Source organism: Acinetobacter sp. WCHAc060033 (assembly GCF_004209125.1).
In the GTDB taxonomy this organism is placed as follows: domain Bacteria; phylum Pseudomonadota; class Gammaproteobacteria; order Pseudomonadales; family Moraxellaceae; genus Acinetobacter; species Acinetobacter wuhouensis.
Window position 1 is genome coordinate 1 of the sequence record NZ_SGSW01000013.1, and the last position, 12,177, is coordinate 12,177.

At 38.4% G+C, this 12,177-nt stretch carries 12 protein-coding genes; 8 read left to right on the forward strand and 4 right to left on the reverse strand.

Annotated features, from left to right (window positions below; genetic code table 11):
* The coding region (locus tag EXE10_RS07445; protein WP_130112933.1) for an AAA family ATPase at positions 1 to 1,345 on the forward strand (1,345 nt) is incomplete at its 5' end.
* Entirely contained in the window at positions 1,345 to 2,277 is a 933-nt protein-coding gene (locus EXE10_RS07450) for an HNH endonuclease (protein ID WP_130112934.1), read from the forward strand. The genes EXE10_RS07445 and EXE10_RS07450, both read left to right, overlap by 1 nt.
* A 27-nt stretch (positions 2,278 to 2,304) precedes the next feature.
* On the opposite strand, the gene gatB is transcribed toward EXE10_RS07450, so the two are convergent.
* From gatB to gatC, 3 genes are read right to left on the reverse strand one after another with little or no spacing between them, the layout of a single operon-like run.
* On the reverse strand, positions 2,305 to 3,786 hold the full coding sequence (gene gatB / locus EXE10_RS07455) for an Asp-tRNA(Asn)/Glu-tRNA(Gln) amidotransferase subunit GatB (RefSeq protein WP_130112935.1): 1,482 nt from the start codon (positions 3,784 to 3,786) through the stop codon (positions 2,305 to 2,307).
* Complete coding sequence (gene gatA, locus EXE10_RS07460) at positions 3,786 to 5,264, reverse strand: Asp-tRNA(Asn)/Glu-tRNA(Gln) amidotransferase subunit GatA (protein WP_130112936.1); 1,479 nt, start codon at positions 5,262 to 5,264, stop codon at positions 3,786 to 3,788. Before gatA ends, gatB begins: the two co-directional genes overlap by 1 nt.
* Before the next feature lie 52 nt (positions 5,265 to 5,316).
* The gene (gene gatC / locus EXE10_RS07465; RefSeq protein WP_087553212.1) at positions 5,317 to 5,631 is read right to left on the reverse strand and encodes an Asp-tRNA(Asn)/Glu-tRNA(Gln) amidotransferase subunit GatC; all 315 of its coding nucleotides are present in this window, start codon (positions 5,629 to 5,631) and stop codon (positions 5,317 to 5,319) included.
* 135 nt (positions 5,632 to 5,766) lie between these two features.
* On the opposite strand from gatC, the gene EXE10_RS07470 reads away from it, so the two are divergent.
* The 6 genes from EXE10_RS07470 (at position 5,767) to EXE10_RS21460 (ending at position 10,559) form a co-directional block, all read left to right on the forward strand.
* Positions 5,767 to 6,807 (forward strand): rod shape-determining protein, encoded by a 1,041-nt coding sequence (locus EXE10_RS07470; protein ID WP_068973438.1) that lies wholly within the window; start codon positions 5,767 to 5,769, stop codon positions 6,805 to 6,807.
* A 46-nt stretch (positions 6,808 to 6,853) separates the two neighbouring features.
* Entirely contained in the window at positions 6,854 to 7,711 is an 858-nt protein-coding gene (gene mreC / locus EXE10_RS07475; protein WP_068973437.1) for a rod shape-determining protein MreC, read from the forward strand.
* Positions 7,698 to 8,195, forward strand: coding sequence for a rod shape-determining protein MreD (mreD, locus tag EXE10_RS07480; RefSeq protein ID WP_068973436.1), 498 nt, complete (start codon positions 7,698 to 7,700; stop codon positions 8,193 to 8,195). The genes mreC and mreD overlap by 14 nt, the downstream gene beginning before the upstream one ends.
* Positions 8,183 to 8,749: a Maf family nucleotide pyrophosphatase gene (locus EXE10_RS07485; RefSeq protein WP_130112937.1), complete on the forward strand. Its 567-nt coding sequence runs from the start codon at positions 8,183 to 8,185 to the stop codon at positions 8,747 to 8,749. Before mreD ends, EXE10_RS07485 begins: the two co-directional genes overlap by 13 nt.
* A 51-nt stretch (positions 8,750 to 8,800) precedes the next feature.
* Positions 8,801 to 10,255 (forward strand): ribonuclease G, encoded by a 1,455-nt coding sequence (gene rng, locus EXE10_RS07490; RefSeq protein WP_068973434.1) that lies wholly within the window; start codon positions 8,801 to 8,803, stop codon positions 10,253 to 10,255.
* A 130-nt stretch (positions 10,256 to 10,385) separates the two neighbouring features.
* The gene (locus tag EXE10_RS21460; RefSeq protein WP_162994905.1) at positions 10,386 to 10,559 is read left to right on the forward strand and encodes a PA1571 family protein; all 174 of its coding nucleotides are present in this window, start codon (positions 10,386 to 10,388) and stop codon (positions 10,557 to 10,559) included.
* A 125-nt stretch (positions 10,560 to 10,684) separates the two neighbouring features.
* Here EXE10_RS21460 and EXE10_RS07495 read toward each other — a convergent pair whose 3' ends face one another.
* Positions 10,685 to 12,127, reverse strand: coding sequence for a WS/DGAT/MGAT family O-acyltransferase (locus EXE10_RS07495; RefSeq protein ID WP_130112938.1), 1,443 nt, complete (start codon positions 12,125 to 12,127; stop codon positions 10,685 to 10,687).
* Positions 12,128 to 12,177 lie beyond the last annotated feature (50 nt).

A 12,177-nucleotide genomic window follows, 5' to 3' on the forward strand; every position in this document is an offset into this window, starting at 1 on the left:
GTATTTTTATAAAAAACTACAAGAATTTTTTACGAAAGAACAAATGCAGTCAATATTAAACTCTTTAAATGATGTTGCTTGTGATTTAAGTTTGTTTGATGAGATTAAAAAGAAGGATTTAGGGGTATTTAGGACTTCTTTAATAAGAGACTATAAAGAAGAAGAAATAAGAAGTAAATTTCATAGAGTCGCAAATGGTGGAGTTGAATTAACATCGTATAACTTTTATTTTGATTATTTTTTGAATAGCAATAAGTCTAAAAAGTTAGATTTTGAAGTAAAGCCAAACTCATTACCACCAACAAATATTCATGTTGTGATTGGTGGTAATGGTGTTGGGAAAACGACATTTTTAAATACTATTTTGAAAAAATATTTTGAAAATCAGATGGCTTATGAGATTTTTTATCGCTCAGATCTAAGCGTTATATTAAATTTAGTTGTTGTATCATACAGCCCATTTGATAGGCTTTTTAAAGATATTGAATTGGATAGTATAGTTAATAAAAAATATTCATATATAGGATTGCGTGAAGATCCAACAGTTCATAAGACTGAAAATTATAAAAATATATCATCTACTAATAGAGACTTTATTCTTTCATTATTTAGATGTAAGTATTCTGAAGTCTTAAAAGAAAAATGGTTGGGTTTGGTAGCAATTCTTGAAATTGATGGATATTTTAAGAATCGTAATTTATCAAAATTAATAGAAGATGTTGATATTTCGATTGCTAAGAATATTTATTTTGATGTTAATAACTTATCAGAAAGTGATATGGTTATTATTTTAGAAAAAAATAACCACTTAATTGTTAGATTTAATGATTATAGTAGCGGTCATAAAATTATTTTGTTGAGTTTAACAAAATTAGTAGTTGAAGTAATTGAGAAATCTTTAGTAATTTATGATGAACCAGAAACATATTTACACCCTCCCTTAATATCTGCTTATATTCGAGCTTTATCTTGGTTAATGATTGATAGAAATGCTGTTGCGGTTATTGCTACACATTCACCTGTGATTTTACAGGAAGTTCCTAGAAGATCTGTATGGGTTATTTCTAGAGAAGGTGATGAGTTTGGAGCTGATCGTCCTCCGATTGAAACATTTGGTGAAAGTGTTAGTACTCTAACTAAAGAGGTTTTTAATTTAAAAAGTAAGAAAAGTGGTTTCTATACGTTACTCGAAGATACCACAAAAAAAGTCTTTAATGAGTATTCAAGCTTAAGTTTAAATGAGCTTTATGATGTAGTGGTAGAAAAATTTAATGGTGAAGTGGGCGATGAGGCTCAAAGTATAATCATTTCACTTATTAATAAAATGAAAAAAGAGAGAGTTTAATGTTCCGGAAGCCATTACCTAATTTTACTATTCAAGATACTTATCCTGTATGTATCAGCTATATTAGTAATGCAGGTATTAAGCAATACATGGTTGATATGCAAGAGCATGTTTATACTCAAAGTGAAAAATATTTAAAATTAATTAGTCAATCTAAATTGCAAGAATTAGATATACCAACAATTTTTAATATACCTGTTGATACTAATGGTAGAAAAAGTCAAACGCATGAAAATAATTGGTTTGTAAAACTGTATAAGTATTATTTAAGTAAAAATGAACAAAAATATAGTGATGCTAATAAATTTTACAACCGTATAAAGCTTGATGGTGTTATTAATAATAACAGTAAAAGGTGTTGTTATTGTAATAATCATAAAATTGAAGTGGTAGATCATTTTTTACCAGAAAGTAAATATATCTTTTTGGCAGTAAATCCAATTAATTTAGTTCCTGCATGCGAAGAGTGTAATGATAATAAACACGCTTATAGTCCTAGTGCTACGGAGCCAGTATTAGTACATCCATATTTTGATTTTATTGATCATATCAATTGGCTTGATGTGAGACTTGTTGAAAGGGTGGAAGCTAAGGATGAAAATAAATATATCTATTCCTTTGAATATTTTGTTAAGGAGATAAGTGAAAGTTCTGTAAGTATTGATAGAATAAAGAAAACTTTTGAAGAGTTGAAGATTAATAATAATATTACTTTTGATGCACAAAATTTTTTTAATACAGAGCTAATTTATGATCTAAGAGATCCTGAAGAGCTCGGTGGGTTACTCGATACAGACTTGGCATTACATTTCAAGAGAAAATCTGAAAAATTAGTTACACAAGGATATGGTTTAAATCATTGGAAAGTTGCTTTATATCAAATGTTATCAAGTTATTCAGATTTATCATTTTTTAAAGAAAACCCGTCCTAAGACGGGTTTTCCCAAAATCAATCAGCCTTAACCAATCAATTTCTTCATCAATTCATTCACTTGAGCAGGGTTAGCTTTACCCTTAGATGCTTTCATCACTTGACCTACAAGACCATTGAAAGCTTTGTCTTTACCAGATTTATACTCTTCAACCATCTTCTCATTCGCCGCAAGTACTTCTTTAATAATCGCTTCAATCGCACCTGTATCAGTTTCCTGTTTCAAGCCTTTTTCAGCAATAATTACGTCTGCAGTTTTGCCTTCATCCCACATAAAGCCGAATACTTGTTTCGCGATCTTACCGCTAATTGTGTTATCAACAATACGTGCAATCATGCCACCCAGTTTTTCCGCAGAAACAGGAGAGTCAGCAAGTTCTAAGCTGGCTTTGTTTAAAGCACCAGAGAATTCACCCATCACCCAGTTTGCAGAAACTTTACCTTGAGCAGCACCGCCAGCAGCAGTCACTACAGCTTCATAAAAGTCTGCCATTTCACGAGAAAGCGTAAGTACATGCGCATCATATTCAGTCACAGCAAAGTCAGCGATAAAACGTGCACGACGTGCTTTAGGTAACTCTGGAAGATTGGCTTTCGCTTCCTCAATTTGCACATCAGGAATGATCACAGGAAGTAAGTCAGGATCAGGGAAGTAGCGGTAATCGTTCGCTTCTTCTTTTGAACGCATCGAACGCGTTTCCATCTTCACCGTATCAAACAAACGCGTTTCTTGGTCGATTTTACCGCCATCTTCCAAGATTTCCATTTGACGTTGAATTTCAACATTGATCGCTTGTTCGATGAAACGGAAAGAGTTGATGTTTTTCAATTCACAACGCGTACCAAACTCATCACCTGGTTGGCGTAAAGATACGTTACAGTCACAACGGAACGAACCTTCCGCCATGTTACCGTCAGAAATACCCAACCAACGTACCAAAGTATGAATTGCTTTGATATAAGCCAAAGCTTCTTCAACAGAACGCATGTCAGGTTCAGATACGATTTCAAGCAAAGGCGTACCTGCGCGGTTTAAATCAATGCCTGACATACCTTCAAACTGATCGTGAATCGATTTACCCGCATCTTCTTCCAAATGCGCACGTGTCACGCCTATACGCTTCACAGTGCCATCTTCAAGCTGAATATCGATATGACCTAGCCCAACGATTGGATTGTCCATTTGGCTGATTTGGTAGCCTTTTGGAGAGTCTGGGTAAAAATAGTTCTTACGTGCAAATACAGATGCTTGGTCGATATAGGCATCAATCCCCAAACCAAAACGAATCGCAAGATCAACCACTTCCTTGTTTAAAACAGGAAGTACACCTGGCATTGCCAAATCAACAAGGCTAGCCTGAGTATTTGGGTCTTGACCAAACGTGGTTGAAGAACCTGAGAAAATTTTAGAATTGGTCGCAAGTTGCGTATGGATTTCGATACCAATAACGACTTCCCAACCATCTATCAAGTTTGACTTAGGTTTTACTGCTTTTTGAGCTTGAGCCATTATGCATTCTCCTCCGCAATTGCCGCACGTTTGGTATGCCAATCTGTATTCTGTTGATATTGATGCACAATCGACAATAATTGAGATTCTGACCAATAATTACCAATCAACTGTAAACCTACAGGTAAGCTGTTTGCATCGAAACCAACAGGGGCGTTGATTGCAGGCAGACCTGCCAAGTTCACAGCAAGCGTGTAAATGTCACCTAAATACATTTCAGTCGGGCTAAGATTCGCACCGATTTTATAAGCTGTAGTTGGTGCAGATGGAGCAGCAATCACATCGACATTTTCAAAGGCTTTTAAGAAGTCTTGTTGGATTAAACGACGTACTTTTTGCGCTTTCACATAATACGCATCGTAATAACCCGCAGAAAGCGCGTATGTACCAATCAAGATACGACGCTGAACTTCTGCACCAAAACCTTCAGAACGTGAGCGTTTATAAAGATCTAAAATGTCAGTTGGGTTTTCACAACGGTAGCCGTAGCGAACGCCATCAAAACGTGACAAGTTAGAAGAAGCTTCAGCAGGCGCAATCAAATAATAAGTTGGTACATAAGCTTCACTCATGGTGAGATCAATCTCAACCAAGGTCGCGCCCATGTCTTCCAATTTTTTCAATGATTCTTCAACACGTGCTTTAACGTCAGCATCTAAACCTTGAACATTGAAGTATTGTTTAGGAATACCAATACGTAAGCCTTTAACGGCAGTGCCATTCAAGTTTGCAACGTAGTCATCAACTTCTTTATTGATCGACGTTGAGTCTTTTTCATCATGACCCGCCATGACATTCATCAAATAAGCACAGTCTTCCGCAGAACGTGCCATTGGACCACCTTGGTCCATAGATGATGCATAAGCAATCATACCGAAACGTGAAACACGACCATACGTTGGTTTAAGACCTGTTAGACCACAGAATGATGCAGGTTGACGAATTGAACCGCCTGTATCAGTTCCTGTTGCAAAAGGTGCAAGGTCAGCAGCGACAACGGCAGCAGAACCACCTGAAGACCCCCCAGGTACATGTTCTAAATTCCATGGGTTTTTAGTCGCACCAAAAAACGGATTTTCAGAAGTTGATCCCATGGCAAATTCGTCCATGTTCACTTTACCGAGTGTCACAAGTCCAGCTGTTTTACCTTTCGCGACGACTGTTGCATCGTAAGGAGAGACAAAGTTATTCAGCATTTTTGAACCCGCTGTGGTTTTGATACCGTGGGTACAGAAAATATCTTTATGGGCAATCGGTACACCAGTCAATGCAGTCGCATTACCAGTTTTAAGTACAGCATCAGCAGCATCAGCTTGTGCCAATGCTTGCTCAGCAGTTACCGTAATATATGAATTGACACGATCATCAATTTTAGCAATACGGTTTAAATAATGTTGAGTCAATTCGCGTGATGAAAACTGAGCGCTTTTTAAGCCTTCTGCCATTTCACGAATCGATAAACGGTGTAAATCAGTCATGAGTACAATTCTTTACGATTAATTTTTAAAAATAAGTTTAACTGATCAAATATTATTCAATCACACGTGGAACGAGGTACAAACCGTCCTGAATAGCAGGGGCAACGGCTTGATATTCTTCACGATGGTTCTCTTCAGTCACCACATCAGGGCGAAGAGGTTGAGGGTTGTCAAAAGGGCTCTTTAGCGGCTCAACACCATCAGTATTGATCGCTTTTAAGCTCTCCATCATCCCTAAGATTTTATTTAAACTTTGAGCATATTCAGCAGATTGCGTATCATTAAGCGACAATCGAGCAAGATTGGCGATTTGCGATACAGTTTGTGCATTTAATTCTGCAGAATGCTGAGCATCTGAACTTGACATGATGTCTCACCTAATCAGTTTTAAAAAAATTCAAAATATCGTGCGTTATAATAAGCGATTGACTTGTTCAAATCATCACATTTAGTTAAAGTTGCCATCTTGCGTCCATACTAAAGTTTAAACTGAGAACGACCCGTGATTCTAAAACGACTAATTGGCTTGTTTTCGCCAGATCTAGCCATTGATTTAGGTACTGCAAACACACTAATTTATGCACCAGGAAGGGGCATTATATTAAACGAACCGACAGTTGTGGCGATTCGTCACAGTGGTTCGCAGAAAATTGTTGCAGCTGTAGGATTAGATGCTAAGCAAATGCTTGGTCGTACACCTGCAAACATTTCAGCAATTCGTCCGATGAAAGATGGCGTAATTGCAGATTTTGAAGTCACTGAAACCATGTTAAATCAATTTATTGGTAAAGTGCATGAAAAACGTTTATTTCCACCTGCGCCGCGTGTAGTCGTTTGTGTTCCATGTAAATCTACATTGGTCGAACGTCGCGCGATTCGTGAAGCAGTATTCAATGCAGGTGCACGTGATGTACGCTTAATTGAAGAACCTATGGCTGCTGCGATTGGTGCGGGCATGCCTGTAGAACAAGCCTGTGGTTCGATGGTTGTGGACGTTGGCGGTGGTACGACTGAAATCGCGATTATCTCACTACAAGGTTGTGTGTACGCAGATTCTTTACGTATCGGTGGTGATGTATTTGATGAGCAAATCATTAACTACGTACGTAAAGCACATGGTTGCGTGATCGGTGAAACCACTGCTGAAACCATTAAAAAAGAAGTGGGTATGGCAGTTGCAGATGGCACAACTTTAGAAATCGAAGTTCGTGGTCGTAATCTTGCTGAAGGTGTACCACGTGCGATTACTGTGACTTCGGATGAAATCACACAAGCGATTGCAGACCCATTACAAAGTATTGTTTCTGCTGTGAAATCTGCACTTGAACAAACACCGCCTGAATTATCATCAGATATTGCAGAGCGTGGTATTGTGTTGACAGGTGGTGGTGCATTGCTCCGTAATCTGGATAAATTACTTGCACAAGAAACAGGTTTACCTGTTGTTGTTGCTGAAGATCCTTTAACTTGTGTGACTCGTGGTGGCGGTAAAGTCTTAGAATTCTTTGACAATCCAAATCATGATATGCTTTTTGTAGGCTAAACTTTAGTAGATTACGATTTTAGTAGATTAAGTTAAGGACGAGGCGGTGCAACCGAATCTCTTTTCAAGACAACCGCCATCTTTTCGCTCGTTCATCATTGCGGTGATCACTTGTTTTGTTGTGCTGTTTTTTAACTGGCGCATGCCACAAGTGGTTCAACCCGCAAGAGATGTCTTGTATGCGGCATATAATCCGATTTATGCCTTAGCAAGTTATCCTGTATTGTCGAAAGAATGGCTGAATCAACAAACCAAATCTGAAGCTCAATTGCGTCGTGAAAATACCTCGATGCAAGCTGAACTGCTTCAAGCGCAAGTGCGTCTGCAAAAACTCTCAGAACTCTCAGCTGAAAATACCCGACTTCGTGGATTACTCGATACGCCACTGATTATTGACGGACGTATGGAGATTGCTGAAGTCATAGGGACAGATGCCGATCCTTTACGTCATATCATTATCATCAACCGTGGTGCAGCGAGTCAGCTAAAAGTGGGTCAAACTGTTTTAGATGATAAAGGGATCATGGGGCAAGTCATTAATGTATATCCGCACAGTAGTCGTGTGATGTTATTGTCAGATAAAGAACATTCTTTATCTGTACGCTTAGAAAGCTCTGGTATGCGCGCGATTGTGACAGGTACAGGTGATTTGGGGCATTTGAAAATGGAATATGTTCCAACCAGTGCCAATATTAAAGTAGGGGATAAGGTGTATAGTTCTGGTTTAGGACAGCATTTCCCTGCTGGGTACTTAGTCGGTTCGGTTTCAAAAGTGATGCGTCATAATACGGGTGAATTTGCTCAAATTGATGTTGTTCCTGCTGCACAGTTGGCAGGTGGTCATCATGTCGTTGTACTGTTTTCTGATTCACTAGCGATGGAGCAGCCAAATGTTGATCGCTAAGAAATTACCTTCAGAAAAGCAACGCAAAGATCCAATTTTCCTGATTGTGATTTCAGTGATTATTTGTTCTATTCTAGTGGTCTACCCAATGTCCTATGCTTTTGCGGGCTGGCGACCACTGTATATGCTGATGATCATGCTATTTTGGGTGCTCTGCCAACCGACGTGGTGTGGGGTTTGGTTTGCGTTTACCATGGGCTTATTTACGGATTTATTGCTTGATGCCCCATTGGGTATGAATGCATTAAGTTATGTATTGATTGCTTTTTTAACACGGTATTTCATTCGCGAGCGCCGTGTACTGACATTTAGTAATCTATGGATTATTAGTATGTTCGCAATACTGGCGCATTTAGTATTTACTTTTATGGCGCAAGTGATGATCGGTGTACATTTTTCTCTTGCACGACATTGGCAACCTTTGGTTTCTAGTATTTTCTGTTGGCCAATTCTTTACTATTTATTAAAAAGATGGCGCATTTAATTCTTGCTTCGAGTTCGCCTCGGCGTAAAGAACTGTTACAACAAGTTGGGTTGGAGTTTACAGTTCATAGCCCTGATATTGACGAGTCTGTACTTGAAAATGAGCAGATCGAACAATATGTTCAGCGTTTAGCAGAAACTAAAGCGCAAGCAGTGTTAACATTAAAACCACAGGGTACAGTGATTGCTGCAGATACCAGCTTGGTTTTTGCTGATCAGATTATTGGTAAACCTGAATCGAAACAACATGCTTTTGAAATTTGGGCATTATTGTCAGGTCAGACGCATGAAGTACTCACAGGTGTTTGCATTGCAAATGCTCAGCAGTTATTGAGTACTGTGGTTCGTACCGAAGTTGAGTTTCAAATACTCAGTCCTAATGATATGGAAGAATATTGGGCAACGGGCGAACCGATAGGTAAAGCGGGTGCGTATGCAATACAAGGTATTGCAGCAAAATTTGTGACCCGTATGAATGGTAGTTATAGTAATGTGGTAGGGCTACCATTACATGAAACAATACAGTTACTTGATCGTCTAGATCAGCGCAGTTGAGGCACTAAATTAACTGCTGAAAAGAATTTTTATAATGTTTTGAGTTTAGTTATGTCTGACGAGTTATTGATTAATGTCACACCTATGGAGTGTCGTGTGGCGTTAATTCAAAATGGGACGGTCAATGAGTTATTTGTTGAACGGACTGTTAAACGTGGGTTAGTCGGAAATATTTACAAAGGCAAAGTAGTGCGTGTACTTCCTGGTATGCAAGCAGCTTTTGTGGATATTGGTTTGTCTCGTACCGCATTTTTGCATATCAATGATATGGTTTGGCCACGTCACCAACCTACACCGAATGTATTTGAATTATTACAACCGGGTCAAATTCTCACTGTGCAAGTGATGAAAGATATGCTGGGAACCAAAGGTGCTCGCTTAAGTACCGATCTTTCAATTCCATCTCGTTATCTTGTTTTGATGCCGTATGGCAATCATATCGGTGTATCACAACGCATTGAGTCTGAAGAAGAACGTGATCGTTTACGTTCTATGATTGAGCGTATTCAAACTGAGCATAAATTACCAGGTTCAGTGATTGTCCGTACTGCGGCAGATGGTATAGATGAAGCATCGATTGCTCAAGATATGGCGTACCTTGCCAAGCTTTGGGAATATATTCAGAAAAAACAAAAAATTATTGCAGTGCCTTCTTTAATCTTTGAAGAACTTCCATTACCACAACGTGTGATTCGTGATTTGGCAAATGAAGAAACCGCCAATATCTATGTTGATTCACGCGAAATACACGGCAAGCTACAAGAGTTTGTATGTGAATTTGTCCCAAGCATGCAAAGCCGTTTGCAACATTATCCTGGTGAACGCCCGTTATTTGACTTATACAATGTTGAAGAAGATATTCAAAAGGCATTGCAGACTCGCGTAGCGCTTAAGTCAGGTGGTTATTTGATGATTGATCAAACCGAAGCCATGACCACAATTGATGTCAATACGGGTTCATACGTCGGCGGACGTAGCCTAGAAGATACTGTGTTCAAAACCAATATGGAAGCAACACAGGTCATTGCTCGTCAGTTACGTCTACGTAATTTGGGGGGCATTATCATCATTGACTTTATCGATATGCAGGAAGCTGTGCATCGTGAAGAAGTGATGAAACAGTTTGAGAAAAATCTCGAACGTGATCATGCGAAAACCAAGATTACTCAAGTCTCTGAACTTGGTTTGGTTGAAATGACACGTAAACGTACTCGCGAATCACTCGAACATTTATTGTGTGAGTCATGCCCGACATGTCAGGGACGTGGATATGTCAAAACAGCAGAGACAGTATGTTACGAAATCTTTCGTGAAATACTAAGATATACCCGTGCTTATGAATCTCAGAGTGGCTTTACTGTTATTGCACATCCATCTGTGATTGATCGGCTTTTAACGGCAGAAGCCCCAGCTGTGGCGGATTTAGAGCATTTCATTCATCGTGTGATTAAATTCCAAGTGGAAAATTTATATACTCAAGAGCAATACGATATCATTTTAAGCTAAAATTGTAACAGGATGTCGTTAAACAGTTGTTACATCTGAAATTTTACTTTCAGCGTTGATTTGACAATACTAAGACTAAAGGTAGCCAAAGACTTTCTCCCTTTAACAGTCTTAGCAAGTGAGGTCAATAATGAGCGTAAGTGAACAATTAATAACTCGTGGTATCAAACATGTATTGGAAAACCAACCTAAAAATACATGTGTAATGTTGGATGACAATGGTCAAGAAATTAAAATCACCAAAGATATGGTGGTGAATGTTTGTCATCAATTACTGAATAAATGTCGTAATGTTAAAAATTAAGAGGCTAAAATAAGCCTCTTATTTTTTTGTAGAATGTTTTATTTCAAAAGATCAAAAAAAATATAAAAATCTATAAAATAATATGCTCAATATTTAAAATTTAGTAAAATAAAAAACAAAAGCCCTTATGAGGGCTTTTGCGTTTGGATAGATTCTTCAATTACATTGTTGGTTTTCAATGGAATTTCAACTGGAGTTTGTTCAGATACCTGTGTTTTTTGAGGAATTAACTGCTCAAACTTTTGAATTTCATTTTCTAAATGCGTCAATAAATTTTGCAATTTAGGCAATGATTTACGGCAACCCGTCAATCCTACTTCCAATTTATCCAAATAACTGGTCATGGTGATGTTCAGTGCCTGTCCATCCAAAACAATAGATGCAGGGTAGAGTGCATCTAGTTTCGCACCATTCCAGTACAAAGGTTCACGAGGACCTGGTACATTGGAAATGATGACATTGAAAGCTTGGTGTTTTGGTAATAGCCCCGATGCAATATTGACTCCAGCAGCACCATATACAAAAGCACTGTAGTTTAAAATTTGATTTGAGGTCATGCGCTTAAAGCGATTTTTAGAGTTTTGCACACTACGTTGAATGATCTCTAAACGTTCAAGAGGTTGCTCTTTATGAGTTCCTAAATTTGCCAAAATCATGGTGATACGGTTACTCATGTCTGAGTCGTCATCACGTAAGGATGCTGGAACCATTGCAATGAGTGGTTTCTTTGGCAAGGCATTTTGAGTAATTAGATAATCACGGAGTGCACCAGAACAAACAGCCAAAACAACATCGTTAATCGTCACACCCAGCGCTTTAGAAATATCTCTGAAACGATCTAGTTCAAAGGATTGAGCGGCAAAGCGGCGTGAAGAACTGACACGTTGGTTAAACAGACTGCTTGGTGCTTGAAAGGTTGAAACATAGTCTGGATTTTTGCCCATTTCTTTGAAAATGGTCTGACACAATTCCTGAGTCACTTTTGGAGCTGCTTCAACTTGTCCTTTGAGACCTTCAAAAATTTTCTTGATTTTTCCTAATTTGGTTTCTTTTAAACGCTTGGCACGTTTACCTTCTACACACCACGGTGGAATGATGGTTTTAGAATTTGAATCTTTAGAGAATGACTTTTCGAGTAAGCGCATACCCGCAACACCATCAATCATGGCATGATGGATTTTGAAATACATGGCAAAACGATTGCCTTCAATCCCTTCGATGATATGACAAGTCCAAAGTGGTTTCGCACGATCAATCAAAGCACTGTGTTCTTGCGAAATATAGACCAATAATTCACGAATACGCCCTGGGTGTGGTAGGGCAATATGACGGAAGTGGTGGTCAATATCGAACTCTTCATCTTCATCCCAAAAAAAACCATTTAAGCGATTATTAAAAGGTGGAACAGGGATAGATTTCGAATTACGAATATCAGCCACTAGGTCTTGAATAAATGTAGATGGGGCATGGTCTGGAATTTGGAATAAGAATAATCCCCCCACGTGCATTGGCTGTTGGCGTTTTTCTAAATTTAAGAAAATAAAATCGATCGGGTGTAATGGGCGCATAATTTTTGATGCCTCACTGCAAAAACTACAACAACTCATTCTTGAGTGTT

Excerpts from the sequence above, each read along its gene's own strand:
- EXE10_RS07450 (WP_130112934.1), top strand. The coding sequence starts at position 1,345 with ATGTTCCGGAAGCCATTACCTAATTTTACTATTCAAGATACTTATCCT.
- gatB (WP_130112935.1), bottom strand. The coding sequence starts at position 3,786 with ATGGCTCAAGCTCAAAAAGCAGTAAAACCTAAGTCAAACTTGATAGAT.
- gatA (WP_130112936.1), bottom strand. The coding sequence starts at position 5,264 with ATGACTGATTTACACCGTTTATCGATTCGTGAAATGGCAGAAGGCTTA.
- gatC (WP_087553212.1), bottom strand. The coding sequence starts at position 5,631 with ATGTCAAGTTCAGATGCTCAGCATTCTGCAGAATTAAATGCACAAACT.
- mreD (WP_068973436.1), top strand. The coding sequence starts at position 7,698 with ATGTTGATCGCTAAGAAATTACCTTCAGAAAAGCAACGCAAAGATCCA.
- EXE10_RS07485 (WP_130112937.1), top strand. The coding sequence starts at position 8,183 with ATGGCGCATTTAATTCTTGCTTCGAGTTCGCCTCGGCGTAAAGAACTG.
- rng (WP_068973434.1), top strand. The coding sequence starts at position 8,801 with ATGTCTGACGAGTTATTGATTAATGTCACACCTATGGAGTGTCGTGTG.
- EXE10_RS21460 (WP_162994905.1), top strand. The coding sequence starts at position 10,386 with ATGAGCGTAAGTGAACAATTAATAACTCGTGGTATCAAACATGTATTG.
- EXE10_RS07495 (WP_130112938.1), bottom strand. The coding sequence starts at position 12,127 with ATGCGCCCATTACACCCGATCGATTTTATTTTCTTAAATTTAGAAAAA.